Origin of the sequence: Bradyrhizobium sp. SYSU BS000235, assembly GCF_049747295.1 — a bacterium.
Lineage (GTDB): Bacteria > Pseudomonadota > Alphaproteobacteria > Rhizobiales > Xanthobacteraceae > Afipia.
Genome location: NZ_JBMHJM010000001.1, coordinates 3,451,352 through 3,476,627, shown reverse-complemented (window position 1 = coordinate 3,476,627; position 25,276 = coordinate 3,451,352). Strand labels below are relative to the sequence as shown.

At 55.9% G+C, this 25,276-nt stretch carries 26 protein-coding genes and 2 pseudogenes; 5 read left to right on the top strand and 23 right to left on the bottom strand.

The window, feature by feature from the left end; all coding sequences use genetic code 11:
* Positions 1-6: 6 nt before the first annotated feature.
* Both ACP0KA_RS16190 and ACP0KA_RS16185 read right to left on the bottom strand, forming a co-directional pair.
* Positions 7-456, bottom strand: a complete 450-nt coding sequence (locus ACP0KA_RS16190) for a MaoC family dehydratase (RefSeq protein ID WP_424629760.1) — start codon at positions 454-456, stop codon at positions 7-9.
* Positions 457-475: 19 nt separating this feature from the next.
* Positions 476-952 carry a MaoC family dehydratase gene (locus ACP0KA_RS16185; protein ID WP_424629759.1) on the bottom strand — a complete coding sequence of 159 codons (477 nt, stop codon included), beginning with the start codon at positions 950-952 and terminating at the stop codon, positions 476-478.
* A 284-nt stretch (positions 953-1,236) separates the two neighbouring features.
* On the opposite strand from ACP0KA_RS16185, the gene ACP0KA_RS16180 reads away from it, so the two are divergent.
* Positions 1,237-2,595, top strand: coding sequence for an FAD-binding oxidoreductase (locus ACP0KA_RS16180; RefSeq protein ID WP_424629758.1), 1,359 nt, complete (start codon positions 1,237-1,239; stop codon positions 2,593-2,595).
* 171 nt (positions 2,596-2,766) lie between these two features.
* On the opposite strand, the gene ACP0KA_RS16175 is transcribed toward ACP0KA_RS16180, so the two are convergent.
* Together ACP0KA_RS16175 and ACP0KA_RS16170 are read right to left on the bottom strand one after the other, a co-directional pair.
* Positions 2,767-3,018, bottom strand: a complete 252-nt coding sequence (locus ACP0KA_RS16175) for a hypothetical protein (protein WP_424629757.1) — start codon at positions 3,016-3,018, stop codon at positions 2,767-2,769.
* Positions 3,019-3,550: 532 nt separating this feature from the next.
* Positions 3,551-4,450 carry an SDR family oxidoreductase gene (locus ACP0KA_RS16170; RefSeq protein ID WP_424629756.1) on the bottom strand — a complete coding sequence of 300 codons (900 nt, stop codon included), beginning with the start codon at positions 4,448-4,450 and terminating at the stop codon, positions 3,551-3,553.
* A gap of 95 nt (positions 4,451-4,545) precedes the next feature.
* Between ACP0KA_RS16170 and ACP0KA_RS16165 the strand changes: the two genes are divergently transcribed.
* Together ACP0KA_RS16165 and ACP0KA_RS16160 are read left to right on the top strand one after the other, a co-directional pair.
* Positions 4,546-5,397 carry a helix-turn-helix transcriptional regulator gene (locus ACP0KA_RS16165; protein WP_424629755.1) on the top strand — a complete coding sequence of 284 codons (852 nt, stop codon included), beginning with the start codon at positions 4,546-4,548 and terminating at the stop codon, positions 5,395-5,397.
* 383 nt (positions 5,398-5,780) lie between these two features.
* The gene (locus tag ACP0KA_RS16160) at positions 5,781-6,074 is read left to right on the top strand and encodes a ParB N-terminal domain-containing protein (protein ID WP_424629754.1); all 294 of its coding nucleotides are present in this window, start codon (positions 5,781-5,783) and stop codon (positions 6,072-6,074) included.
* A gap of 218 nt (positions 6,075-6,292) precedes the next feature.
* Here the strand turns inward: ACP0KA_RS16160 and ACP0KA_RS16155 are convergent, their stop codons facing one another.
* The 18 genes and pseudogenes from ACP0KA_RS16155 to ACP0KA_RS16070 form a co-directional block, all read right to left on the bottom strand.
* Positions 6,293-7,300, bottom strand: coding sequence for an NAD(P)H-dependent flavin oxidoreductase (locus ACP0KA_RS16155; protein ID WP_424629753.1), 1,008 nt, complete (start codon positions 7,298-7,300; stop codon positions 6,293-6,295).
* A gap of 285 nt (positions 7,301-7,585) precedes the next feature.
* Positions 7,586-7,704 (bottom strand): annotated as a pseudogene (locus ACP0KA_RS16150) (acetyl-CoA acetyltransferase); the annotation flags it as partial.
* A 51-nt stretch (positions 7,705-7,755) separates the two neighbouring features.
* Entirely contained in the window at positions 7,756-8,886 is a 1,131-nt protein-coding gene (locus ACP0KA_RS16145) for an acyl-CoA dehydrogenase family protein (RefSeq protein WP_424629752.1), read from the bottom strand.
* A gap of 21 nt (positions 8,887-8,907) precedes the next feature.
* Positions 8,908-10,089: an acyl-CoA dehydrogenase family protein gene (locus ACP0KA_RS16140; protein ID WP_424629751.1), complete on the bottom strand. Its 1,182-nt coding sequence runs from the start codon at positions 10,087-10,089 to the stop codon at positions 8,908-8,910.
* A 12-nt stretch (positions 10,090-10,101) separates the two neighbouring features.
* Positions 10,102-10,377, bottom strand: a complete 276-nt coding sequence (locus ACP0KA_RS16135; RefSeq protein WP_424629750.1) for a hypothetical protein — start codon at positions 10,375-10,377, stop codon at positions 10,102-10,104.
* 153 nt (positions 10,378-10,530) lie between these two features.
* Positions 10,531-10,959 carry a nuclear transport factor 2 family protein gene (locus ACP0KA_RS16130; protein WP_424629749.1) on the bottom strand — a complete coding sequence of 143 codons (429 nt, stop codon included), beginning with the start codon at positions 10,957-10,959 and terminating at the stop codon, positions 10,531-10,533.
* Between the two features lie 106 nt (positions 10,960-11,065).
* Complete coding sequence (locus tag ACP0KA_RS16125) at positions 11,066-11,521, bottom strand: MaoC/PaaZ C-terminal domain-containing protein (protein WP_424629748.1); 456 nt, start codon at positions 11,519-11,521, stop codon at positions 11,066-11,068.
* Complete coding sequence (locus tag ACP0KA_RS16120) at positions 11,518-11,973, bottom strand: MaoC family dehydratase N-terminal domain-containing protein (RefSeq protein ID WP_424629747.1); 456 nt, start codon at positions 11,971-11,973, stop codon at positions 11,518-11,520. The genes ACP0KA_RS16125 and ACP0KA_RS16120 overlap by 4 nt, the downstream gene beginning before the upstream one ends.
* Before the next feature lie 166 nt (positions 11,974-12,139).
* Entirely contained in the window at positions 12,140-13,246 is a 1,107-nt protein-coding gene (locus ACP0KA_RS16115; RefSeq protein WP_424631626.1) for a CaiB/BaiF CoA transferase family protein, read from the bottom strand.
* 87 nt (positions 13,247-13,333) lie between these two features.
* Positions 13,334-14,122: an SDR family NAD(P)-dependent oxidoreductase gene (locus ACP0KA_RS16110; protein WP_424631625.1), complete on the bottom strand. Its 789-nt coding sequence runs from the start codon at positions 14,120-14,122 to the stop codon at positions 13,334-13,336.
* Positions 14,123-14,135: 13 nt separating this feature from the next.
* Positions 14,136-15,272 (bottom strand): acyl-CoA dehydrogenase family protein, encoded by a 1,137-nt coding sequence (locus tag ACP0KA_RS16105; protein WP_424629746.1) that lies wholly within the window; start codon positions 15,270-15,272, stop codon positions 14,136-14,138.
* Positions 15,266-16,771 carry a class I adenylate-forming enzyme family protein gene (locus ACP0KA_RS16100; RefSeq protein WP_424629745.1) on the bottom strand — a complete coding sequence of 502 codons (1,506 nt, stop codon included), beginning with the start codon at positions 16,769-16,771 and terminating at the stop codon, positions 15,266-15,268. The genes ACP0KA_RS16105 and ACP0KA_RS16100 overlap by 7 nt, the downstream gene beginning before the upstream one ends.
* Positions 16,772-16,785: 14 nt before the next feature.
* Positions 16,786-17,685, bottom strand: coding sequence for an MBL fold metallo-hydrolase (locus tag ACP0KA_RS16095; protein ID WP_424629744.1), 900 nt, complete (start codon positions 17,683-17,685; stop codon positions 16,786-16,788).
* Positions 17,686-17,700: 15 nt separating this feature from the next.
* Positions 17,701-18,501: an enoyl-CoA hydratase-related protein gene (locus ACP0KA_RS16090; RefSeq protein ID WP_424629743.1), complete on the bottom strand. Its 801-nt coding sequence runs from the start codon at positions 18,499-18,501 to the stop codon at positions 17,701-17,703.
* 652 nt (positions 18,502-19,153) lie between these two features.
* The gene (locus tag ACP0KA_RS16085; RefSeq protein ID WP_424629742.1) at positions 19,154-20,170 is read right to left on the bottom strand and encodes an NADP-dependent oxidoreductase; all 1,017 of its coding nucleotides are present in this window, start codon (positions 20,168-20,170) and stop codon (positions 19,154-19,156) included.
* Positions 20,171-20,318: 148 nt separating this feature from the next.
* A complete protein-coding gene (locus ACP0KA_RS16080; RefSeq protein WP_424629741.1) occupies positions 20,319-21,533 on the bottom strand; it encodes an ABC transporter substrate-binding protein in 1,215 nt (404 codons plus the stop codon).
* A 76-nt stretch (positions 21,534-21,609) separates the two neighbouring features.
* A complete protein-coding gene (locus ACP0KA_RS16075) occupies positions 21,610-22,269 on the bottom strand; it encodes a TetR/AcrR family transcriptional regulator (protein WP_424629740.1) in 660 nt (219 codons plus the stop codon).
* A 162-nt stretch (positions 22,270-22,431) separates the two neighbouring features.
* Positions 22,432-22,674 (bottom strand): annotated as a pseudogene (locus ACP0KA_RS16070) (integrase core domain-containing protein); the annotation flags it as partial.
* A gap of 246 nt (positions 22,675-22,920) precedes the next feature.
* Here ACP0KA_RS16070 and ACP0KA_RS16065 point away from each other — a divergent pair.
* A complete protein-coding gene (locus ACP0KA_RS16065; protein ID WP_424629739.1) occupies positions 22,921-23,133 on the top strand; it encodes a hypothetical protein in 213 nt (70 codons plus the stop codon).
* A gap of 379 nt (positions 23,134-23,512) precedes the next feature.
* The gene (locus ACP0KA_RS16060; protein ID WP_424629738.1) at positions 23,513-23,863 is read left to right on the top strand and encodes a phasin family protein; all 351 of its coding nucleotides are present in this window, start codon (positions 23,513-23,515) and stop codon (positions 23,861-23,863) included.
* 492 nt (positions 23,864-24,355) lie between these two features.
* Here the strand turns inward: ACP0KA_RS16060 and ACP0KA_RS16055 are convergent, their stop codons facing one another.
* Positions 24,356-24,997, bottom strand: coding sequence for a Crp/Fnr family transcriptional regulator (locus ACP0KA_RS16055; protein WP_424631624.1), 642 nt, complete (start codon positions 24,995-24,997; stop codon positions 24,356-24,358).
* Positions 24,998-25,276 lie beyond the last annotated feature (279 nt).

The following is a 25,276-nucleotide window of genomic DNA, read 5'->3' as shown; positions in this document are numbered from 1 at the left end:
GGCGTATCAGGCAGCCTTGGCGGCGGTGGGGAATTCCACCATCGCTTCGCCCATGGCGACCTTTTCGTCATTTTGGTTGAGAACCATCACGTCGATAAGGACCCAGCGGGACTTTGCCGTGACTTGCTTCGCCTTGATGATACCAGTCGGCTTGATGGTGTCGCCAGGCTTCACCGGCTTGAGCCAGCGCGTCTCCAGGCGGCGATGGATGGCGCCGGCAGGATAGGCCCAATCCGTCAGCATCCGGGTGATCAGCCCGAAGTTGTTCATGCCGTGCATGATGATCCCGCCGAAGTTGGTCTTTCCGAAGTTGCCCTTCATATAATTATCATCGAGGTGCAACGGATTGTAGTCGAGCGAGCCGTCGCAGAAGAGGCGGATGGATTCGCGCGAAACCGAGAATGTCGGACCGTTGATGGTGTCGCCGATGGTGATGCCGTCGAACGTTGTGGTCATGTCCTGAACTCCTGTCGCATCACGCCGGGCGAATGGTCTGGCCACGGCCGGAGCAGATCACTTCGCCGTGCTGATTGAAGAAGACGTTATCGTGGACCACGAACAGGCGATCACGCTTGATGAACTTGTCGAGCGCCCGGGCCTGCAGCGTGATGGTATCGCCGGGGCGCGCAGGAATATTGTAACTCCACGATTGGCCTGCATTCACCGTGCCCGGCGAGCGCATCCAGTCGTCCGTCGGCGTGCATGCGAACATCAGCAGGATGTGGATCGACGGCGGCGCAATCAGACCGCCATACACCGTCTTCTTCGCATAAACCTCGTCGAAGTAGAGCGGGTGGTCTTCACCGACCGACCGGCAGTAAAGTTGAATGGCTTCCTTGGTCAACACATACGGGATTGTCTTGCGCGGTTCGCCGGGGACGATTTCGTCCCAGACCTTTCGCAAGTTCGCGTCTTTCCAGAAGTCGGTCTCAAAGGCTTGCGCTTGCGCCATTTCCATCCTCTTCGCTATTGTTCGCTGGACGAACTTTATTGTCGCCTTACGAACACTATGACGCGCCTCGCGCTGTCTGACAAGCCGCCCGCGAAAACCTGGAACGAGACGAAGGAGAGCGATGGCTTGGCGTTACAGTCGTAATGGAATCCTTCGTCAGTGAAATCCGGCGGTTATATCGCCGCCCCATCGTCACCACCGCGCAATCCCGACGGACAGGATCTGTGGCTAGGCCTCATCGCAGGTTCGCGCTGCTCGTAAGCGAGGGTGAAACGATGGACCTTATGGAAAGAACAATCAGCCGGCTGCGCCAGCAATTGTCCGGCGGAATTTCACAGCGCGGCGACAGCGAATACAATGCAGCCACCGCAACTTGGGCGAAGTCGATCGGTCCTCAGCCCCAGGTCATTGTCCACTGCCGGACATCCAAGGATGTGCAAGCCGTCATTCGTGCCGCACGCGACGCCGATTTTCCTCTATCCGTGCGCGGCGGGGGACACGACTGGGCAGGTCGCGCTTTATGCGGCGGACTCGTGATCGACCTTCGCAGCATGAATGGAGTCATCGCCAACTCGAAACTCAGGACTGCACAAATTTCGGGAGGTGCCTGCGCATCAGAAGTCTTGGCTGTCAGCGATCTGCTCGGTCTCGCCGCAGTCACAGGCGCCTGCGGCGGCGTCGGTATGGCGGGACTGACAGTGGGCGGAGGCTATGGCCCATTAACCGGCCGCTTCGGACTGGCACTGGACAATCTACTCGCGGCGGAGGTGGTTCTCGCAGACGGGCGCATTGTGACTGCCAGGCACGACAATGAGCCGGACCTCTTCTGGGCCTTGCGAGGGGGCGGCGGAAACTTCGGCGTCATCACGTCAATGCAGCATCGCTTGCACGATCTCGCCAACGTGCGCTCGGGCATGCTGATTTTTCCGTTCGCCGAAGCAGAGTCCGTTCTTGAAGGGTACGCCGAGATCACCGCATCCGCGCCCGATGAACTGACGGTTCAACTCGCAATCGCTGTCGGTCCGGACGGCGTCCCGGTTGTCATCGTTGCGCCGACTTGGAGCGGAACGGCGGCGGAGGGCGAAGCACAGATCGGATCGCTTCTGACGATCGGAAACGTCCTCGCCAATACAGTGGACGTGATGTCCTTGGCGACCTGCTTAAAACTGTTCGATCCATTTATCGTTGGCGGACAACGGGTCCTCATCGAGACGTGCTGGTTACCCGCGCTTGGCAGCGATAGTATCGACATTCTGATCCAGGCAATGGCAAACGCCGTCTCTCCGGGATGTGCAATTCTCACTCATGAATTTAAAGGAGCCGCCTCACGCATAGCGCCGGACGCCACGGCGTTTCGTCTTCGCCATGACCATGTGCTCGTCGAGATCCTCGCAGCATTTCCCGATCCTTCCGACCCGCTTGAAGAGCAGCGACATCAACAGTGGGCGCACGCAACCCTAAGCCGCTTAATTCCGATGGCGCTTCCCGGCGGATACCCGAACCTCCTCTCCAGGACAGACCAGGAGCGTGCCGCCAAGAGTTTTGGACGCAACGCGGACCGGCTGATGAAGGCCAAACGGCAATACGATCCGGACAACGTTTTCAATTCCGCTATTCCCCTTCCTTCCCTTCCGCCAGCATGAGACGACCTGCGAGCAGCCGCACGTCAACGCCGGCACTGGCGAATCCTGGATGCGCTTATTCTCTGCGCCGGAGGCATTTCCTTCGCCCACCTCCGCGCAAGCGAGTTCACAACGGGTTCGTTTGAATGAACCGAGAACCGGAATGGAATAATCGGTTTGCGAAGTCGCTGATTACGTTGGCTTAAATGGCTGGCGACCCAGTGGTAATCGCACCGGGCTCCAATCAAATTCCCCGCTAACAGGGAATTTTACAGGGAAATCCGCAATTTCAAGCCTGCTTAATACTGCTTTCCAAGAGGAAAACCGTTGTTCGCAGCCACTTCCTGCAAATTCCCTACGCAGTTTAACAGGGAATACCTTAGAGAGAACAGGAATCAAAAATTTAGGAGCAGGGAAATTTACTGCATTTTGGTCGCCGTCCATTTCTCACACACCTTTCCTGCAGCCTCCCGTAAACACGAACTGTTCTTGCTCTCGATTACAAATGAGGAGAGCGAGATGGTTGGCGGGAACGGCGCGTGGACGCGTCAGGGCGAAGGTTTCCGGCGCGCGCACCACGAGGCGTAGAAGCTTAGCGAGCCCGAACACAGGCTGCTCTACCGGCGTAGAGGCTTAAGTCATCCCTTAGTCCTTCTCTTAAGTCACCCCTAGGTCACGTGGCTTAATCCCCCTCCTCGGCGACAGAATCGTTCCGCGGCCACGCGAGGATCATCGCGGCGGTTCAGCGCAGCAGATCAGCAGCAGTTTTTCGATGACGCGGCGCGGCCGGCGTGAGTGACCTCGGCGCAATTGTCGCTGCTGATCGAAGGCGTGGACTGGCGTGCGCCATCGGCGAGCACAATGCGTTCCTTGAACAACTGGAATAGCCGCGAGAGTTGGCCCGCGGCACCCTAGATCGAGACGTTCGGGGCGCGGTTGCCCGCACGCAGTCCATCCGAGTCTGGATTACCCGACTTCAGACCTGCGTCGCCGAATAGTCCCTGTCTCTCAGGTCGCCGAGCAAGCTTGGCCCCGTCGGCAGCCAACTCAGTTTCTGCCGGGTCAGTGCGCTCGAAGCCTTTATGTCCGCCGTAGCAAACATGGCGAACCAGCCGAAATGGCCTTCCGCTTCTTCTTTTGAGAGCGAGACGGCCGGGAGTCCAAGCCCGATGGCAACCGTTTCGGCGATATCGCGCACGGCAATGCCTTCTTCGGCCACTGCATGGTAGCGGGCGCCAGGCTCGGCGCGATCGAGCGCCAGAACATAGAGCTTCGCCACATCCTCCACGTGACCTGCAGCCCAGCGATTGGCGCCTCGGTCCACATAGGCGACGACGCCCTTTTCGCGAGCCATGTCGATATAGGGCGAGATCATGCCCTGCCTGACGGTGTCGTGCACCTGCGGAAGTCGAACGACGCCCAGGTTGACGCCCGCCGCGAGTTGTTCTTGGCCGGCCAGTTCCGAGGCTATGCGCGGATTGAAATGATGGGCGTCGAACACATCCTCGCGCGCGGGTTCGCCATTGCCCGGATCGCCGATGCCGACACCAGACGTGATGAGCAGCGGCCGGTCCGATTCCTTCAGAATGGACCCGAGCGCGGCAATGACGCGGCGATCCTTTTCGCAGTTGGCCACGAAATTCGAGAAGTCATGGTCGAATGCCGTATGGATGACCGCGTCCGCATTCTCGGCGCCTTTCGCCAAGCCTGCGGGATCCTCCAGCGTTCCGAAGTGAGCGGACGCACCCGCATCTGCCAGTACTTTCGCTCCAGAGGCGGAACGAGTGAGGCCGATCACCTCATGGCCAGCGTCCAGCAATTCGCGAAGGACACGGGACCCGATGAACCCGGTGGCACCTGTCAGAAAAACACGCATATGAAATCTCCTGCATTGACGTGCTGGGTGATCTCATGGAAAATTGTCCTGTTAAAGTAATGACTTTATCATGGTATAAATATCAATAGGCTCGCATGAGCGAGAACGCCCCTGAAAATGCCCTTGGCACATTCCTACGCGACCGGCGCATGCGCCTCGATCCGGCTTCGTTCGGCTTTCAGGCCGGACGGCGCCGCACGCCGGGCTTGCGTCGCGAGGAAGTTGCCCAGCGCGCCAATATAAGTCCGACCTGGTACACTTGGTTGGAGCAGGGGCGCGGCGGAGCGCCGTCCGCCCATGTGCTCGATCGCATCGCAAGGGGCCTGATGCTGACCGAGCCTGAGCGTGATCATCTCCATATTCTCGCCTTCGGCCATCCTCCCGAGCCGCGTTACCGCCAACAGGAAGGCATCACGCCTCGGCTGCAGCACGTGCTGGACTCGATGCCATTCAGCCCTGCCATCATCAGGACGGCGACGTGGGATGTGGTGGCGTGGAACAGTGCCGCAGCCGTGATCCTGACGGACTATGCCAAGTTGCCGAAGGAGCGCCGTAACATTCTTCGCATGATTTTCTCCGATGAGCGCATGCGCGCTGCGCAGGACGACTGGCGCACCGTCGCTCGTTATGTCGTTGGCGCATTCCGGGCTGACGCCGCGCGTGCCGGGGCGGGCGTGGAAATCCGAAAGTTGGTCGAAGAACTCTCCGCCAGCAGCCCGGAATTCAAAGCGATGTGGGACGACAATGAGATCACAAGCACGCGCGAAGGCATCAAGAGCCTTCACCATCCTGCCCTCGGACCGATCGACTTGGAATTCTCAACCTTCTCGGTTGAAGGCCGGTCCGACCTCAGCATGATGGTCTACAGTCCGGCAAACCCGGAAGTGATGGAACAATTTCGCTCGCTGACCGCAAAATCGCAAAGTCGTCCTTCGGTAAAAAAGTAAAAAGACGAAGCCGTCACCACGTGTGGTAAAGCCACAGTTGGTCGCGGAGGTAAAGTTCACAGAGCGGACGAGCTCCACGAAATGCTCCATCGCGTCTATCTCGACCTTCGTGACGACAAGCGCGCCGAAGACGTTGAGCTTGAGCGCGAAACAACGACGCAACCAACGCTAGTCATTCGCGATACCGAAGTGCCTCGATGATGATCTTGAACGCCGGTGAGCCTTTGCTCGAATAAAACAAGTAGTAGCCATCAAAATACGGCGACTAATCATCTAGAACCAAGGTAAGGCGTCCAGCATCGATATGTCGGCGGACGATATCCTTTGACACATAGGCAATGCCAAACCCATTAAGGACAGCATCCACCATCATGTAGGAATTATTGAACGTTAGCTGGAACTGGCCGTCTACCCCAAGCCTCAAACCTTCAAAGCAGAATGCGCGGACGCATTCCAAAAAACAAATTCGGCAGATAATCGGCCGCATGCTGCGTCCGGGGAAATGCACCCACCCACGTCTTGCAGATGAGCATGGAAACGCGATTGCTGGGCATGCTCGCTTGATGGCCGCGGTAGACCTTGACCTTAAGACCGTTCCTGTTTTCGTGATTGCGGGCTTAACCGCTCTCGACATCGACCTGGTTAGGCACCCTTATGGTAGAGGGACGATGTGCTGAAGTGTCTAAACCGTTGAAGAGACGCGTGCCGATCGGTTTACCTAGAGCTGGTCAAACGAAACACGGAAAGAACAGTTCTTCGGTGACAATTATTTTTCTGTGCGCCGCGCTAGAAGCACATTTCTCCTTCCACATACGAAAAGAAAAAAGGGCCGCCGCCGGCGACCCTCTCCTTATCTTATTTCTTTTCTGAACTCACGATTCAGTCAAGCGGCCGATCACGCGACCTGGCGGGCAGCGGCGCCTGCCGATGCGCTGAGAAAGCCGGCAAGGCGTTCCTGAATGATCTGCTCCGCCTCCGACATGATGCGATCGATCAACTCCTTCACCGTCGGAATATCGTTGATCAGACCGACCACCATGCCGCAGCTCCAGGCGCCGGCATCCATTTCGCCGTTCACCATGACCTTCGGATAGACGCCCGCGACCTGCTCCATGATGTCGGCGATCTGGATCTCGCCGCCCTTCTCGCGTTCGATCTCGATCAGCTTTTCGACGCCTTTATTGTTCAGGACGCGTTCGGTATTGCGAAGACCGCGCATCACCAGCCGCGTATCGAGCTCTGTCGCAGCGACAATGGCATTCTTGACGTTCTCGTGCACCGGAGCTTCCTTGGTCGCGATGAACCGCGTGCCCATATTTATTCCCTGCGCTCCCATCGCAAGCGCAGCCACGAGGCTGCGCGCATCGGCCATGCCGCCGGATGCAATGAACGGAATCTTTAACTCGTCGGCGGCGCGGGGCAACAGAATCATGTTCGGCATGTCGTCCTCACCGGGATGACCACCGCATTCAAATCCATCGACGCTGACCGCATCACAGCCGATCGCCTCAGCCTTCAACGAGTGCCGGACCGAGGTGCATTTATGGATGACTTTGATCCCGGCTGCCTTGAGGGCCGGCATGTATTGCTCGGGATTGCGCCCGGCGGTTTCAACAATCCTGACACCGCCTTCCTTGATCGCGGCGATGTATTCCGGATAAGGCGGGGATGTGAACGCCGGCAGGAACGTCAGGTTCACGCCGAACGGCTTATCCGTCATGTCGTTGCAGCGGGCAATCTCCTTGGCCAACAGCTCCGGCGTCTTTTGCGTGAGACCGGTAATGAGCCCGAGGCCACCTGCGTTGGACACGGCCGCCGCAAGTTCAGCGAACCCGACATAATGCATTCCACCCTGAATGATGGGGTGTTCGATACCGAACAATTCTGTGATGGCAGTTTTCACGTGACCTCCGAATTCAATGTCCAGCGTTGAAGATGTAGTTCACGCTTGCATTCCCGCTGGACCATCCAGGAGCAGGCGATCGTATCCGTGATCATTTCGAGCAACTTGACCAAAACGCTCGCCAACCTCCAACACTGCGACTCGTGATGACCTTGCTGGCGCGACATTCTTGTCTCCTGACTTTCGACCAGGATCATTCCATAAACATATTCCGGCACACACACCTGTTTCCTCCCCTCGCAACATCGATCTCACGTCGAATTTGAAACACTCGGTCATGTTGGCTCAGTTGACGACTTCGAACAGTCCTGCTGCTCCCATGCCGCCACCGATGCACATGGTGACCACGCTATATTTCACTTGCGGCACTGACCTTCGATCAGGACGTGTCCTGCAAGGCGTGCGTCCCGATCCGCGCCGTCGATACAATGACTGCCTCGTTCATGCTGGTCTCCTTAGCTCGCCCGCGCATATCGCATGAGGTGATAGGTCGGGTCGCCGAACTGGATGTTGATGGAAGAAATACGCTTGAAGTAATGGCCGACGTTCAGCTCGTCGCTCATGCCCATGCCGCCGTGGAGCTGGATCGCCTGTTCGCCGATGAACTTTGCGGCGTTGCCGATTTTCGACTTTGCACCCGACGCCAGCTTTGACCTGTGCGGCTCGTTTCCTGCAAACGTCAGGTTGAGATGCTGCATCAGCGATGTCGCCTCCTCGAGCGCGATGAACATGTCGACCATCCGGTGCTGCAGCACCTGGAACGTGCCAAGCGGAACACCGAACTGCTTGCGGGTTTTGGAATATTCAAGCGTCGACGCATTCAGCTCCGTCATCGCCCCGGTGGCCTCGGCGCACAGCGCTGCAATGGCGCGGTCCCGGCAGGCCTCGAGCGCGACAAGGCCCTCGTCCTTCGCGCCGAGCAACGCGCCGGATGCAACATGAACATCCTTGAGCAGGATCTCCGCCGCGCGCCGGCCATCGATGGTTTTGAAGCTTTGCAGGTGAACGCCCGCCGATTGGCGGTCTACGACGAACAGGCTGATGCCTTCACGATCGCGCTGCTTGCCAGATGTTCGCGCCGAGACGATCAGTTTGTCCGCCCAAGGCGCACCAATCACGGCGGCCTTGGCACCGTTCAGCACATAGCCCTCTCCTGTGCTTATCGCGCGGGTGCCGACGTTGTTGAGATCGTAGCGCGAATGCCCCTCGGTCCAAGCAAGCGCCCAGATGGATTCACCGGCCATGATCGGCGGAAGGTATTCTTCGCGCTGCGCGTCCGTGCCAACATCCTCGATCAGGCCACCGGCCAGCACGATCGTCTCAAGGAACGGCTCGACCACGAGATTTCGCCCGAACTCCTGCATCACGATCATGGTCGCGACCGCGCCACCACCGAGACCGCCGACAGTCTCCGAGAATGGCGCTGCGAGCAGTCCCATCTCGGCAAAGCTGTTCCAATGAGCGCGGCTCCAGCCCTCTTCCGTGGCGACGATCTTGCGCCGCGTCTCGAAGTCATACTGAGCACGCAGCAATCGCTGGAGGCTGCTTCGCAGGAGTTCCTGCTCTTCCGTCAATTGGATATCCACGGGATGCCTCGTAAGGTTGGACTAAAGACCGAGCACGGCTTTGGCGATGATGTTGCGCTGGATCTCGTTCGATCCGCCGTAAATGCTGAGCTTGCGCGCGTTGAAATATTTTTCCGACGCGGTGTGCCCATAGTCCGGGCCCGGAACGAAGATGTTTGCGCTTGTCGGATGTTCGCGAAGCGCCAGGCCGTTGTTTCCCATCGCCCGGTGAGTCAGCTCGGTGATGCGCTGGAAGATTTCCGTACCGCGAATCTTGAACAATGACGCAGCCGGCCCTGGATCGATGCCCCGGGACATCTGTGCCACCACGCGAAGCTCGGTGGCCTCGAGGGCAAGAACATCCAATTCGACGCGCGCGATGTCCGTAACAAATTCGTTGTACACGGGATCGTCCTCGGCGATTTCCGCTTTGACGATGTCCTTCAGCTTGTTCAGGTAACGCGTCGAGCGGCCAATGCTCGCCATGCTGGTGCGTTCGTTGCCCAGCAGAAACTTGGCGTAGGTCCAGCCCTTGTTTTCCTCGCCGATCAGATTTTCGACCGGCACCCGCACGTTCTCGAGAAACACGTCGTTGACTTCATGCGAACCGTCGATGGTAATGATCGGGCGCACGGTGACGCCCGGCGACGTCATGTCGATCAATAGGAACGAGATTCCTGACTGAGGTTTCGCGGTTGGATCGGTTCGGACCAGACAGAAAATCCAGTCGGCGTGCTGGGCCAGCGTGGTCCAGGTCTTGTGGCCGTTGACGATGTAATGGTCACCATCCCGCACCGCCTTGGTCCGCACTGAGGCGAGATCGGAGCCCGATCCCGGCTCGGAATAACCCTGACACCACCAGTCTTCACCCGACAGGATTCGCGGCAGATATTTCTTCTTCTGGGCGTCATTGCCGAACGTATAAATGACAGGACCGACCATCGTGACGCTGAAGGCCAAAGGCGGCAGCGTGCCGGCGCGGGTCGTTTCCTGTTCGAAGATGAAGCGCTGAGTGATCGACCAACCGGGCCCGCCGTATTCCTTCGGCCAAAGCGGCGCGATCCAGCCCTTCTTATAGAGGATCCTGTGCCAGAGCAACGACTGCTCCTTGGTCAGGTCCGTCTCGTTGTTGGGGACCCGCATCTCCTTCGGGTAGCTTTCGGTGATGAAGGTGCGCACCTCATCGCGAAATGCCGCATCTTCTTTCGACAGGCTCAGTTCCATCGCCCGCTCCTGTTACCACTTCTCGCCGAACGGTCGGATTTCAGTCTCAAACGTCCAGGCATCGCGCGGCTGCCCAGCGCGCGCGTTTGTCGGCGTCACCGAGAAAAGAGACGATTTCAGCCTCCCCGCCGACATCGAGCGAGCGCCCGAACACGTACCGACCGCCGCTTCGATTTCCTTCACTAGCGGCGCGAGTTTTTCGCCCTGTCGCCGCCTGACAAACACATCAAACCCTTCTGAATCTAACTTCTTGGCGATTTCGCCTCCAATAAAGCCGGCGCCGATCACGGCTACCGTCGCATTTCTCTTTTTCACTGAGTCTCTCCGCGCAAAGGTTTGATCGCATCGATAAAAAATGGCCGAGGGAACGTCGACGTGAACGTCAGACGCCGTTCACCGAGTCCGCAAGCTTGTGTTTTAAGCTCTTCCCCAAGAGCGAGCCTAACCGGACAACAACTTCTTCTTAGACGCGAGTCGTTCATTCATCGCGGATGCAAGCTCCTTTAGACCGCTGAGTGGTCTTACCATGACCTCGAACTCGGTAATTTTACCCGCCGCATCGAACCGGATGAAATCGATACCCTTCAACTCACGTCCATTCACCTTCGCTTCAAACTCAAGAACGACGTTGAGACCGTCGGCGCTTACGCACTCGCGGTGATAACGGAAATCGCGGAACACAGAGTTCGCAGTCGTCAGAACAAGAATTGCAGCCTCCCGTCCAGGATAGGGTTCATGCGCTACCGGAGATCGAAATACGATCTCATCTGAAAGCAACGGGCGCAGATCATCGGCCAGATTTGTTCTGATAAATTGATGCCAAACTTCCAGTGACGATTCGATGCAGCTAGTGTGTCTCTTCTCAATCATGTATTGACTTCCCAGAGTAATTCTCAGAATTCAGAGCGAGTGCTTAAACTAATGGTAATTTCGCCGATGATGCCGCGCCTGATGGTCAGCACGCAGGAGACGAAGATCAGCCGTTTGACAGTTGGTCAAGATTGCATTGACTGGGTCGATCGATCAAAACAACCGCGTCGCCGACCAATTTGATATCCTCTCTCTGGTCTTTCATTCGCAGTGCAAGTTTCATTAGCGTGTCACCAGACTGTTCGAACAACTCGAGCATATGCCCCTCGCAAGTCAGACAGGAGCCCACCTCAGTAATCGCTGTGAAACGACTTGAGAATTGGCGGATTCGATGCGGCGGCAACGCGTCCGTCAGGGCCTGGCCGGCAAAAGCCATGACAAGCATCCCATGAGCAAATACATCGGGAAAGCCAGCTGACTTTGCGAAATCGCTGTCTACATGGATTGGATTGAGATCGCCGGAGGCACCACAGTACAACGCCAATCTATGCCGCGTTATCGGAGGGAAGACTTTATAAACAATGCGCTCTCCTATCAACGCAGCGCCGCTTGAACACTTCATAGTGCTTCTCCATTTTGCACGATAATCGTACAAAGCGTACTTGCGACAAGTACGTCATGTTGATTTCTGATATTGCTCTCGATCACAACTAAAGTCAGCGAACCTGCACTTTTCGCAGCGACATCTATAACGGTCGACTCGATCGTTAGCGTATCGTTGACCAGGACGGGCGCGTAATAGCTAAAGCTCTGTTCGCCGTGCAACACGCGGACTGGATCTATCCGTAGTTTGGCAAGGAATTCATATGGCGACTCATTGTCCAGCATCTGAAGGCAAAACAAGTAAGTAGGAGGTACAGGAACAGCCAAGTAGCCGGCGTCATACGCCGCTGTTTCTTCGCGATAGATACGATTTTTCTCGTTGAGCGCATCGAGGAAGTAGCGAAGCCGACGAGGCTCAACATACGCTATTACAGGTGCAAAACTACGACCTACGTCCGACTGATCGACCAAGACTCGCCCTCGTACGATTGATACGCTCGCCTGCATTCGAACAGGTCGTTGCGGCCGATAGTGCGACAAAAACGAAAGCCTCAAAGATCCGACTGAGGGCCATTGCAAGCCGCCGAATAACGTTCATGCCTTCAATCGCCGGAGCAATCGTTCTGCGCCGACCATCTCACCGAGACCATCTTTCGGTTAAATCGCAAAGTTTATTGTTCAATGCCGACGCATTGAACTGTACCTGTGATACGGTTCGCGAGAAGCGTGGTGCCGGACCTGGTTGAACAACGCCTTCGACGCTCACAAATGTTTCTCGAGCGGAGAAATGAGGATGGAATGGCGCGTCCTGCATATTTAGTATGGGTGCGAAGCAAGCATCGAGCCCTTCAAACACTTTTATCCACTCCCCTTGAGACTTTGTTTTGAAAGTCTTCGCAAAAGTGATTTTGAGCGCGGGCCACTTCGATTGATCATTCTGGGAGTCAACGTCGATCCCGTCCAACTGGAGGCCCTTCAAAAGGACTGCATAAAACTTCGACTCAAGTGCTCCCACCGCTACATACTTTCCATCCGCGCATTCGTATGAACCGTAGAACGGCGCTGCTCCATCTATAATGTTTACTTCCCGTTCCGCCGTCCACTTGCCCTGCGCGAGAAGTGAATAGAAAAGTGACATCAGAGAGGTTGAGCCGTCGCACATTGCTGCGTCCACCACTTGCCCCTTACCTGAACTATGCACCTCAAGCAGTGCCGCGAGAACGCCCATCACGAGATACATTGCACCGCCCCCGTAGTCGCCAACGAGGTTGAGAGGGGCGACGGGCCTCCCATTGGAACCGCCGATCGCAGCAAGCGCTCCGGATAATGCGATGTAATTGATGTCGTGACCTGCTGCCGTTGCCAATGGCCCGTGCTGACCCCATCCGGTCATACGCCCGTAAACCAACTTAGGATTACGGGCACAAAGAATGTCCGGGCCAAATCCCAGACGCTCCATCACACCAGGTCGAAACCCTTCGATTACCACATCTGCCAACTCGCAGAGACGAACCACCTCACTGACACTCGCAGGATCTTTAAGATCCGCTTCAACGCGATGACGCCCTCGGTTAAGAAAATCCATTTCACCGACTGCGGTACCTGGTCTATCCACTCGAATGATGTCTGCCCCCATGTCCGAAAGCAGCATTCCCGCGAATGGCACAGGGCCGATGGCCTCGAATTCCACAATGCGCAGCCCTTTGAGAGGGCCGCTCGCAGAACATGATGCTGATCTGGTCATCTGCGACTGTACAGACACTATTTCGGACTCCTGACAATTCTACTTATGCGAAGCAAGCCGCACTGAACGCTCTGGCTCAGGCGCGCATCAACCGTGCATCGTGAGGCCGCCGGAAACACTGATCACTTGTCCCGTGATGTAGCTAGCCTCGTCGCTCGCAAGAAACGCAACGATCCCCGCCATGTCCTGCGGCTCGCCCATGCGCCGCAAGGGGATGACGCGAGCCATACGATCGAGTATGTCGCGAGCTTCACCTTCCCCCGCGATCCCTTCACTCATCATCGGCGTTTTTGTCGGTCCAGGACATACCACATTCAGAAGAATGCCTGATCGCGCAAGCTCGCGAGCCAGGGTCTTAGACAGGGCAATGACACCGGCCTTACAAGCAGAGTAAACACCTTGGCCGGACGAACCGACGCGTCCCGCATCCGATGAAATCGAGACGATTCGTCCGAATTTTCGTCGCTCCATATTCGTTGCGACGACATGAATCACGTTGATCGGTCCCTTAAGGTTGGTCGCGATGACCTTGTCTCGAAGATCTTCATCCGTCGCGAGGAAGCTGGTCATCTTGTCCCAACCAGCATTGTTCACCAGCACCTCGACAGAACCAAGCACCTTCTCTGTTCGGGCAACCGCGAGTGTAACCGCGGCTAAGTCTGATATATCGAGATGCTCCACGTGGGTGCTCACGCCATACTCAAGAAGACCTTCCGCTACTCGATCTGCGCCGTCTCGGTCCCGGTCAAAAATGGCAATATTAACGCCTGCTTCCGCCAGCCGGTGACAGATCGCCTCGCCTATACCGCTGCCGCCTCCAGTTACGATTGCAGTACGACCTTTCAGACCTCGCATGTATGGCTCTCCGCGTTGCATCAATTTGACGTCTCTAAGCAGCTCGCGCCACGTGCCGTTGAATGATCATCTTCAAGACCTCGCTCGTGCCTTCGTAAATCTGCAGCACGCGCTGATCCCGATACAATTTTTCAACGATTGAGCCTTGAAGGTAGCCAGCTCCTCCGAAAATCTGGACTGCACTACTGCACACCCACTCTGCCATCTCGGATGCGAATAGTTTTGCCATGGATGCCTCCACGACGCGCTGTTGACCCTCCTCCTTAAGCCGAGCAGCTCGCAGATAAAGCTGGCGAGCAGCCTCAATTCGTGTCGCCATATCAGCGAGCCGAAATCCGACCGCCTGATGGTCCGCAATGGGCTTTCCAAAACTGTGCCGTTCAAGTGCATAGGCTGCGGCCGCATCATACGCAGCTTGAGCTACACCAACTGCTTGCGCTGCAACTCCAATACGATTGGTCTCAAGACCCTCGAGAATGGTTTTGTAGCCACTTCCAACTGATCCCAGCACTGCATCGTCTGCCACCTCAAAGTTATCGAGAGCGATCTGACAAATGTCCATAACGCGATGGCCGAGCTTCTTCTCCTTTCGAACCACGTTGTAACCGGGTGTGTTTGGTTCGATGAGAAAAGCCGTCAGTCCATTTTTTCCAGCACTCTGATCGGTCGAAGCGAGAAGGATCGCGACTCCCGCCGTGCTCCCTCCTGAGATAAAGACTTTCTCTCCATTGATGATCCAACGGCCATCCTTTCGGGCGGCAGTTGTCCGAACCTTAGAGAGATCCGATCCTGCATGAGCTTCACTCAACAGAAGGGCAACGTAGTGAGCTCCCTCTACAACTGGTCGCAGGTACTGCTCTTTCTGCTTATCGGTTCCGAACTCCAGAAGCTTTGCCGCGAACGGATACGATATCCCGCCAATTTGGTTACCGATTGCGCAATCACCATACGATAGCTCTTCCACCATAAGGGCCCAGCTGACTACGCCACTGTCCGATCCACCCCACATCGTCGGGACGCAAACACCGTGCAGTCCAAGACTTCCAATTTTTTGCCAGATATGCTTTGGCACGGCCCCCTGTTCTTCCCACTGCATGATGTTGGGCACAATCTCGGAACGCACGAACTTTCTGGTCATATCGCGAATAGCTATTTGATCTACCGTCAACATGATGCTTGGTATCCTTCCGCCCGCACCTGTGCAGGACTTTCGACAAGAAGCCGCTTGAGAATTTTTCCGGTAGGCCCTTTCGGAAGCGCTTCTCTAAATTCAACCACCGACGGCACTTTGTACTTCGCGAGCTTTGCTTCGCAGAAAGCAATTATCTTATCTTCAGTAAGCTTATGATCGGGAGATAGAACGATCACTGCCTTCACTGTTTCGCCATAACGTTCGTCGGGGATACCGACAACTGCGCATTCCGCGACTTCAGAAAGTCCTAAAATAACATCTTCCAACTCCGCCGGATAAATGTTTGCGCCACCGCGAATTATCATGTCTTTCTTGCGGCCAACGATGAAGATGAAATCGTTCACATCGCGGCGAGCGAGGTCTCCGCTGTAGATCCATCCATCACGGATCGTTTCAGCAGTTTCTTTCTCGCGCCTGAAATAGCCCGTCATGTTGCTTTGGCTTCTGAACACCAATTCCCCGACGTCGTTGGGGGCTACATCCAGGCCATCATCTCCTACTATTCGAACAGAACAGCCTGGCAATGCCTTTCCAGCCGACTCTGGAACGCCGTGCTTGAACTCGCGGGCGTCGTACCCCGTGATCGGCGTCCCTTCGGTCATTCCCCACGCTTCAAACAACTCAATCCCAAGCCGCTCCCGCGCCCGTGTTATGACCGTAGGTGCAAGACTCGAGCCGGACGCGACAGCTATCCGAACGGACGACGTATCGATTGTATGCTGGCTTGCCCACTCGGTCATCATTACGTAGGCCGTGGGCACGCTCATTAGAACAGTTACTCTTTCCTTTGCGATAGCGTCGAGAGCTTCTCCAGGGTGAAACCTTTCGTGCAGGATGATGGTTGCGCCAACTGAAATGGCGCTACATGCGTTGATGACCGAATTGTAAATAAACGATAGTGATCCAGCGATGAAGATCCTGTCGTTCTCTTTGAATGCGAAAACGTCTCGAACCCGAACAACGGTTGCTAGATTGGCCGCATGACTGAGGACTGCTCCCTTGGGACGGCCCGTGGTTCCTGACGTATAGAAGATAGTCGAGGCATCGCTGTCAGCGCGAACGATCCAGTCTGCGAGCGGGCTTTCAGAATATGAATCTCCAAACTCTTTAAGCAGAAGCACGGACTCAAGACTCGCTCCGGCAACTCTATCCAGGAGCGCTTCATCGACGATGATGACTGCTGCTTCGCTGTCTGCGATGATGAAAGAAATTTCTGAGGTCGTCAGCGCTGTGTTGATCGGGACCAGTACCGCTCCACTTCCCACGATCCCGAAGAATGCGGCTATCCATTCCGCTCGATTAGATGCTAAAAGCACGACCCTGTCGCCAGGCCTGACACCTCGCCTGATCAATGATGCAGCGATACGGCGCGCGTATAGATCGATCGTTGAGTAGCTATATTGCTGACCGCGGGAGATGACGCAGGGTTTATCAGCCTCGCGCTTCGCTGTTTTGGTCAGTAAGTCTGTCAGACTCATAATCGATAAACCCCTCAGGTCTCGCCATCGAACACAAACTTGAATGCCTCTCCCGCACGCCGGATGAAACCCGCAGAAGGCGAGGGAAAATGCGAGGTCAAAATTCGCGTGCTGGTTTCGGCATAGCGATCAAGGAACTTCTTTCGAGTCTGTCGCGCGAGGTCCTTATCCCCGTCGCCGGCGACGCCCCAATCAGGGAACGTGCATTGAATTGGACTATGCATTACGTCGCCCGTAAGGACGCCATCACACCCGCAGGAAGACAGACGAATGCTGATGTGGCCAGGGGTATGGCCGGGTGTCGGCTCGATCCATAAATTGTCGTCTAACGAAAAGTCACTTGAGACAAGATCTGCCTGTCCAGCAGCTACGACAGGCAAAACACTGTCGTTGATGCAACCATCGCTATATTTTGCTCCCTTTTTGTTCAGCTCCTCCCAGAAGGCGAACTCGTCTTTGGCAAAAATATAGCGGGCATTCGGAAAAGTCGGCACCCACTGCCCGTTCATCAGCCGCGTATTCCAGCCAACGTGATCAGTGTGCAAATGAGTGCACATCACAAAATCGATCTGCTCGACAGAAACTCCGATATCTGCAAGCCCCTTTAGGTAGCGTTCACTCTCGCGCATGTTCCAGGCAGGCCAGAACCGCCGCTGCTTGTGATTGCCTACGCAAGTGTCAATCAAGATTGTGTGGTGCTTAGTTCTCACGACGTAGCTCTGAACAGCGGCAATGATCTTGTCCGTGCCAGGCTCAAGAAATCGCGGCTCCATCCAGCTTCGGTGCGGCGCTAACGCTTCAACCATCGCGTCTGGAAAGAACGAGAAGATCGGAAACTCCGGCTCCTCGCTTTCCAGTACTCGGTCGATGCGAATATCTCCAAGCATCCTGGTTTTATCGCTTTCCTCTGACATAAGTGATTTCCCCGATTACCCTCGACGCCATGTGAAATTTGCCGGTCGACGGGCATGAAAGGCGTCAACACCCTCGATGAAATCGGCCTCGCTGAAATCGCGGACTCGAAGCTCTCGAACCTCCGGCGGATCGAATTGAGCGCCCTGGCGGATTGCATCGAATATCAGCTTAGCATTGTGAATTGACCGCTGCGAATTTCGCAAAATCCGCTCGATGTAAGCCGCGGAGCGTTCTTCGAAATCTGCAGTCATGTATGCTTGATTGATTAGTCCGATCCGGCACGCTTCAAAAGCGTCAATCTCTCGAGCACTAAACAGGAGCTCCTTGGCACGACTTTCACCCACCAGCGATGCTAACCGTCTCGTTGAGCTGGTGCTGTACGTGACCCCGAGCCGCGCTGGGGGCGCCGCAAAGCGGCTGTGGCTTGTCGCCACGCGAAGGTCGCAAGCCATCGCGAGTTCGAGGCCGCCACCCACACAAAACCCTCGAATACACGCCAGTGTCGGGAGGTCGAAATCACCGAGCGCCGCCTCGGCGGATCGGATCGCATCCACGTAGTTCTCAGCAGCCTGCCTACATTCTGAAGCTGACAGAAGTTCTTCGATATCTGCTCCCGCAGAAAAGGCCTCGTTACCCCGCCCTTCAACGACAAGCAGTTGAATTGATCGCTGCGCACGAATTTCACGCAAGATGACCGGAACAGAAAGCCACATCGAGAGCGAGATTGCGTTTCGTTTCCCAGGGCGATCAATCACGAGCCGAGCGACTTGGCCGTCATACCGTACCGAGATCAATCCCTCTTCCGAATCCATCATGTTTGTACGTTCTTGAACTTGATCGCTGGAACGCGAAAGCATCATTCTTGCAGATCTATCCCCTTTGCCAAGAAAGCACAAGATAAAAATGAGAATTGGCTCATTTCTCATCTATTTTGAGATTGGATATGGCGGATGGAGGAACTGATGTCGCAGGTGCATTGGCTCGAGCTCGCCAGAGTCTCCGTGTTTGTTGCCACCAGGCATTCTGCCGATCGAATATCTCAGTCGCTGCACAAAGTTGTCGTATTGGTATGCCGCTTGCTGTTCCTTGTGCGCTGCATGCAGGTGGGATTAGGAAGCCAAGGCGGGATACGGACAGTTTCATTGAGCTGAGCTTCCGATAAAGGTCACTGCGATCCAGCATTCGTGATGCGCCCAACCGCAAGACCGATTTTCAGATCAACGCCTTTACGTCAGCTGTCTTCTCGACGATGTCTTCCGCCTATGTTCGAAGCAACTTGTGGACTGTTGATCAGTCAGCGACCACGCCCTTCGAAACAGACGTGGCCTGCTCTGCGGCGTGAGATTTTGCATACGCTGAACAGAGAAGCCTCGGTATCGGACGGCTGCTTTTAGAGCGTTGACTTGATAATCTCTTATGCAAAGCAGCGTTGTGTTGAGACTTCTAAACGAGACTTTATGGCTCCCGTCAAAGTTTGGGCGCCGAAACCCTTATCAGACGTTTGCCGCGGTTCTCTCCCGCGAGCAGTCCGATCAGCCCATCCGGCGTGTTTTCGAGGCCATCAATGATTTCTTCGCGCACTTGAAGCTTGCCGGCGTTTACCCACGAGCGAAGCTCCGCCAGCGCGGTCTCGCGCTCCGCGCTGAAGTCAGTAAATATAAAGCCCTGCACTGTGAGACGCTTGATCACGATCAATCCCGGCACACCGCGGGGGCCAGTCGCTGGAGCCGCGCCGTCATAAGCCGAAACAGCTCCGCAGCAGACTATGCGGCCGTACTTGCCCATTTGCGGCAGGCAGGCTTCGAAAATATCTCCGCCGACGTTGTCAAAATAGACGTTGATGCCGTTTGGCGCCGCGGCCTTCAGCGCCTTGAGCACAGACTCCGCCTTGTAATTGATTGCAACGTCAAAACCCAGTTCCGAAAGTAGCCAGTCACATTTCTCCTTACCGCCAGCGATCCCGATGACACGGCAGCCCTTCAATTTTGCAATCTGGCCTGCAAAGGCACCAACCGAACCAGCGGCGGCCGAAACTACAACTGTATCCCCGGGCTTCGGTTTACCGACGTACAACAACCCAAAATAAGCGGTGAGGCCCGCAATGCCATAGACACTCAAAGAATGCGTTATGGGTTCGGCGCGCGGCACTTTTATAAGGTCATCCGCGCTCAAGACAGCATAGTCCTGCCAGCCGGCGTCACCCAACACCAGATCGCCTGCAAAGAAGCCCGGCACCTTCGATTCCACAACCTCTGCAATCGCGCCGCCGGCCATCACAGCATTTGCCTCGACAGCCCCGCGATAGGTAACGCCCTGCATCCACGCCCGGTTGGCCGCATCGAGAGAAATGTAAAGAACGCGGACGAGCACCTCCCCGACCTTTGGTTCAGGGATTGCAGCTTCCGCCATCCTAAAGTTCTGCGGAATTAGCTTACCTGCAGGCTTCTCGACCAGCATTATCTGCCGATTGACGGCTGTGCTCATTGAGTCATTCCTTCGAAGGCGTTTGCGCATTCGAGTGCATCGCCGCAAGGTTGCGGCTTTGCTCCCTGAGTGTCGAGACGCTTTGCAAGCACGAGCGCTTCAAAAGACTTTCAGTCGTCGAATGATGGTCGAGCTTGGTGTACTGAACTCATCTTGCGCTCTGATTAACCAGAGCACACCCTCCATCGGACATTGCGCGGTAAGCTTCAGATCCGGGCAGTTCACCGATTAACTTGTAGAAATCATTTGGGTACTTCGACTCGGAGGGAGCCTTGACCTGCATCAAAAGCATTTTGTGCAAAACACTGCCATCCGCACGAATCTCTACGTTCTTATTGTAAAAATCATTTACGCGCGTCTCGCGCATCTTGCGGGCTACTGCCTTCGCCTCATCGGTGCCCGCTGCCTGGATAGACTTCAGATAGTGCGTAACTGCCGTGTAGAGACCAGCCTGCATCATATTAGGAAGCTTTCCACCTGAATAAGCCATAAAGCGCTTTGTCCAAGCTCGCGTTTCGTCGTTCAAATCCCAGTAAAAAGACGTGACAAGTCGAAGACCTTGGGCTGCCTCTAACCCGAGGCTATCAATGTCGTTGATATAGAACAGCATGCTCGCCAGACTCTGGCCCGGCTTCAAAATTCTAAATTCTTTAACCTGCTTGATAAGATTGATTGTGTCACCACCTGCAGTGGCGAGCGCAAGGACGGTAAAGGGTTTAGACGAAGCTTGCAGAAGAAATGACGAGAAGTCAGGCGAGTTAAGAGGTGCTTTAACGCCGCCCAGCACCGTACCTCCAGCATCCGTTATGAATTTGGTTGCGTCACGTTGCATGGCATGACCGAACGCAAAGTCGGCCGTGACGAAGAACCATTCTTTCCCACCGCCGCGAACAATTTCGCGGGCAAGGACATTCGACAGCGCGTATGTATCGTATGTCCACTGCGTCGAGGTCTCGTTGCAGGATTTGCCTGTGAGCTCAGATGTGGCGGCGCTTGCGATTAGAAACGTTTTGTTCTTTTCACGCGCGATTTGCTGGACCGCGAGTGCCACGCTTGAGCTCGCGCCATCTGCGAAGGCATCGACTTTCTCGGTATCGGCCCATCTGCGAGCAATGGAGGAGCCGATATCAGGCTTGTGCTGGTGATCCGCCGACAAGATCTCGATCGGCTTTCCGAGAACCTTCCCTCCAAAATCCTCCACCGCCATTTTTGCAGCCAGGACAGAGGCTTGCCCGGTGCCATAAGCAAATTGCCCGCTCTGATCGTTAATCACTCCGATCCGCACGACATCATCAGATATTTGGGCAAAGGCTGAAGACGGCACGTAGAAAAGGCAGATTATCCCAAAAAACAGCGATCGCATGACATCCCTCCCATGTTTTTTATTGGGAGCAGACTGCCTCAGCCCTCAGCTCGCGTCAAGAAAAATGAGGATTGCCTCATTTCTCATTTATCGGACTGAACAAAGCTCGTTTCACTAGTTTTCGATAAGCGTCAAAGACCTTCTTAGGAACAGGCTTCGTTCGATCCGCTTGAACGACGTATTCCTCTGCGTAATACGTTCTCACGGCAAGAAGCGCAGTCGCAATCGCTTTAATTTCTCCCGGTTCATAGCCAACAATTTCACCCCTTGCCACGCTACGCTTGAGTGCGCGAACGTATCCATCTGTCATGAGCTTGGCATAAGTTTTGTAGGCAACGGGTGCGAGGGCCTGTGACTCGACGACCAGACGCACAAACCAAGGTTTTTCGCGAACAAACTCCAGAAATACGCGTAGACGTTCCACATCCCGATCCACGCCTGCGCTCTGCGGGTCCACTTCTGCACGCATGAAATCGAGAAGCTCGGCAGCGTAAGCGGGGAGCAAAATATCGAAAATCTCCTGCCTATTGCTGAAGTAATTGTAGATCGTGCCTTGGGCTACGTTCGCCGCATCCGCGATACGCGCGATATTCGCTTCGGCATACCCAATTCTCCCAACTAATTCGGCCGTCGCAGAAATAAGCTTCCTGCGAGTATCGATGCTCTTCTCGGCTCGAGTCATAGGCTTGGTAAGTCGCTTTAAAGGTGTCGGCGTGGGTGCCGGAGAGCGTGACATATCTACTTCTCTTTCTTAGGCATTAAGCCAAATCTGACCTGACAGAAATTTGGGACCAGCGGGACAGAGACTACTGAATTGCTGCGCTCCGATCCAGATGGGGCCTTCCGGCGCCGTGGCCTGTGGTGCGGGCGGCCGGTAGCCCAAGGACGAGTGCGGTCAAATCGTTTTGAAGTGCTTGCGCCATTGCTTGATAGCAGCAGTGGCCTCGTCAGGCTGTAAAAGATTTCATCCTTCAGGCGCTCGTCGCGCGGTTTGCCGTTGAAGGACTTGCAGTAGCCGTTTTCCCATGGACTGCCGGGTGCAATGTAGAGTGCCTTCGCACCCAGATTCGCGAACCCGTTGCGCACGATCTTGGCCGTCATCTCCCGCGCCGCTGTCGGATCGAATGTGCTCCTGAGCCCCCTCTGTGAGATCATCGGCGATTGGTCGACGCTGAAGAGTTGTGCGGCAACCTTGGCCGCGCAGCGCAGCCGAAGATTGGACGTTCGCCATCGCTATTGCCGCTCAGGCATTGGCAGAGGGAACCACTCAGTCGGCAATCTTCCCTCTGATCAAAAGCCATCCGGAATACTGTGGCGAGTTCAAGCCGAGCGGAAGACGGCAGCAAAGGCCGCGCGCTCGCCTACCCGCTCGCGAAAGGCTGGCTAGATGGACAAGCTGAACGATGGCGTCCCGACAGGCTGGCCCAAGGGCGAGCTAGCGCACGTACTTTATGCAATGCCCGGCATGCGCCAAGTTTTTCGATTGCGCAAGTTCGGCCGACGGATGGAAGGAAAGATTGAGATGGTCGGGACCTTCCTGCCGCCGACGCAAGGATGCAATCGCGTGGCCGGTCGTGAAGGTCGGCACTCCTATAATTAGTTGCTGGACGAAACGCTTGCAGAGGAACAGATCGAAAAGCCTCCTCTTGTCGCGGAAAGAGTACTCTGCAGAAGCGGGACGCCCCACCCCGCAAGCGAGAGTTCGGTACCTCCCAGGAGAAAAGACAAATGCAAGCAATCAAAGACCTGTTTGTTGCCGGCAACGCCGACGCGATGGAAACCTCCGCCCGGAGGCTGAGATGACAGCCAAATCAAAGAGGAAGAGCAATAAGGGCGCTCGGAAGACGAGGAAGGGCACTCTCTACGCATCTGTCAGTCACGGTGCACTCGAGCCACCTGCCGAATCGGTGAGCGGGGGTACTCCCGGCGCATCTGCAGAAAAGATACTTCACGGTGCGCTCCGGGCAGCTGGCGAAGCGATGAGCCAGGGTGTTCCCGGTGCCCGCAGAAATGTCGGCGAGTCGAACGAGAACGGACTTACGGAAAGCACGAAATTGAATGCGCCGGAGAGCATGTTTCTCCAGAATTTCGTCCACGAATGGTTCGAGTTTTTTGGCAAGCGGACGCGAGAGCACATGCATCTGATTAAGACCCTTCAAGGCTGCCGGTCGTTGCCGGATTTGCAGCGGGCGTACAGCGAGTTCTGGCAGAACGCATTTACCCAGTATGTCGAGGAACCGCGGCGCATGTTGCGGGTCACACGGGGAGCGGTGGCCGACGCGTCCCGGGGTGCGCAAGGGAATGGCGCTATGCAAGCCACTTTGCACTAGGCGCGCTGAACCACACGCAGCGGACACTCACGCAGGAGGATGATTCATGGACACCGACGGAATCGACGCCATTGATCTCCTCCTCGATGGGCGACGGGGCTCCTGCCGGCATAGACGGCATGACTATCCCTCAGGCCCCTCAACGCTCAATCAGACGCGGCGCTGGCGTTTGCATCATCCACCGCAGCCGCATTGGCCCGCCCTTGATGCGCCCCAACAATTGCCCGCTCTCGGCGGCGCAATGTATTTGTCTTCGCATCATGTGTCTCCACCTCGTGCAGACACGCGTGACGATCGCAAACCAGCCCGCTTTCCAGATGAACCCGCGAGGAGTGCGTCAGCGGAGACATCAAGCCTTCCCATTCCCCGTAGCCATACGCAGAGAAGGCCATCGCCGACCGATCCCGCGCTCGAGCATCTGGGGTGATAGCCCCCTGTCGGGAGGACCGGGCTTGGAAATCACAACGCGATCCAGCGATCGTACGGCGGCGCTCACACGCGCTCGGGTTTGTGAACTAGCAGCAACGCCTCGAGACCTCGACGATCAGTCACGGTAATGGATGAATAAAGCAACGAGAGGAAGCCTTCAGCTTCGAGGCCGCGTAGGATTCTGTTCACCGTTTGCCGCGTGATGCCCATCATGTCTGCGATTTCGGCTTGCGACATGTGGATGCCGCGCGCGGCGCGCTCCCGATCCTCGCTCAAATTAAGGAGCAACCTGATAAGTCGCGAACGACTGTCCGAAATTGAGAAAATACCCATGTTTTCGGATGCCATGCGTACGCGTTCACAACACAACAATGCAAGATCTCCGATGAACAGTGAATCCTGTTGTGCAATCCTTTTCCAGCTGCTCGATGAAATCATCATCAACTTGGTGCTGCCCACAGCCACGGCGTCGTAGTAGCGCGGCTTGTTATCCATGAACGAGACCTCTCCGAACCATGAACCAGACTTCATAGCTTGCCCGAGAATCTGGCGTCCGGGCGCGGGATAACTGATCAAGTTCACGCCGCCCGACATTATCATGTAGAATCCGTCGGCTATGTCTCCGATCGAATAGATCCGCTGTCCCCCGTTGTAGCGGCGGATGCGCCCGACCGAAAACAGCCGCTCGCGCCGCTGCTCGGGCATGGCCGCCAGCCACGGGCTCATCACCGATTCAATCAAGCAGGCGCCCATCGGATTTGTCCCTCAATTTTTTTCGGCGGAGCAGCCGGATCCGGCTCCGTTTCCGATCCGCTTTGTCGCCAACCCTTCATTCCGGTGCGGTGGCAAAAGTAAATGCCGAAACAAGAATCGGGCCACGCAACAGCCGTCAAGTGACCACATGCCTGTGCATTGAACGAGAGGCTATATCCGACTGGCGTTGCTGGAAAGATGCAACCTTCATCCCACTGCAGTAGTTGCGGG

Coding starts and splice junctions, on each gene's coding strand:
- ACP0KA_RS16190 (WP_424629760.1), bottom strand. CDS start 456: ATGACCACAACGTTCGACGGCATCACCATCGGCGACACCATCAACGGT.
- ACP0KA_RS16185 (WP_424629759.1), bottom strand. CDS start 952: ATGGCGCAAGCGCAAGCCTTTGAGACCGACTTCTGGAAAGACGCGAAC.
- ACP0KA_RS16180 (WP_424629758.1), top strand. CDS start 1,237: ATGGAAAGAACAATCAGCCGGCTGCGCCAGCAATTGTCCGGCGGAATT.
- ACP0KA_RS16175 (WP_424629757.1), bottom strand. CDS start 3,018: ATGGACGGCGACCAAAATGCAGTAAATTTCCCTGCTCCTAAATTTTTG.
- ACP0KA_RS16170 (WP_424629756.1), bottom strand. CDS start 4,450: ATGCGTGTTTTTCTGACAGGTGCCACCGGGTTCATCGGGTCCCGTGTC.
- ACP0KA_RS16165 (WP_424629755.1), top strand. CDS start 4,546: ATGAGCGAGAACGCCCCTGAAAATGCCCTTGGCACATTCCTACGCGAC.
- ACP0KA_RS16140 (WP_424629751.1), bottom strand. CDS start 10,089: ATGGAACTGAGCCTGTCGAAAGAAGATGCGGCATTTCGCGATGAGGTG.
- ACP0KA_RS16130 (WP_424629749.1), bottom strand. CDS start 10,959: ATGATTGAGAAGAGACACACTAGCTGCATCGAATCGTCACTGGAAGTT.
- ACP0KA_RS16125 (WP_424629748.1), bottom strand. CDS start 11,521: ATGAAGTGTTCAAGCGGCGCTGCGTTGATAGGAGAGCGCATTGTTTAT.
- ACP0KA_RS16115 (WP_424631626.1), bottom strand. CDS start 13,246: ATGACCAGATCAGCATCATGTTCTGCGAGCGGCCCTCTCAAAGGGCTG.
- ACP0KA_RS16110 (WP_424631625.1), bottom strand. CDS start 14,122: ATGCAACGCGGAGAGCCATACATGCGAGGTCTGAAAGGTCGTACTGCA.
- ACP0KA_RS16105 (WP_424629746.1), bottom strand. CDS start 15,272: ATGTTGACGGTAGATCAAATAGCTATTCGCGATATGACCAGAAAGTTC.
- ACP0KA_RS16100 (WP_424629745.1), bottom strand. CDS start 16,771: ATGAGTCTGACAGACTTACTGACCAAAACAGCGAAGCGCGAGGCTGAT.
- ACP0KA_RS16095 (WP_424629744.1), bottom strand. CDS start 17,685: ATGTCAGAGGAAAGCGATAAAACCAGGATGCTTGGAGATATTCGCATC.
- ACP0KA_RS16090 (WP_424629743.1), bottom strand. CDS start 18,501: ATGATGGATTCGGAAGAGGGATTGATCTCGGTACGGTATGACGGCCAA.
- ACP0KA_RS16085 (WP_424629742.1), bottom strand. CDS start 20,170: ATGAGCACAGCCGTCAATCGGCAGATAATGCTGGTCGAGAAGCCTGCA.
- ACP0KA_RS16080 (WP_424629741.1), bottom strand. CDS start 21,533: ATGCGATCGCTGTTTTTTGGGATAATCTGCCTTTTCTACGTGCCGTCT.
- ACP0KA_RS16075 (WP_424629740.1), bottom strand. CDS start 22,269: ATGTCACGCTCTCCGGCACCCACGCCGACACCTTTAAAGCGACTTACC.
- ACP0KA_RS16065 (WP_424629739.1), top strand. CDS start 22,921: ATGGACAAGCTGAACGATGGCGTCCCGACAGGCTGGCCCAAGGGCGAG.
- ACP0KA_RS16060 (WP_424629738.1), top strand. CDS start 23,513: ATGAGCCAGGGTGTTCCCGGTGCCCGCAGAAATGTCGGCGAGTCGAAC.
- ACP0KA_RS16055 (WP_424631624.1), bottom strand. CDS start 24,997: ATGCCCGAGCAGCGGCGCGAGCGGCTGTTTTCGGTCGGGCGCATCCGC.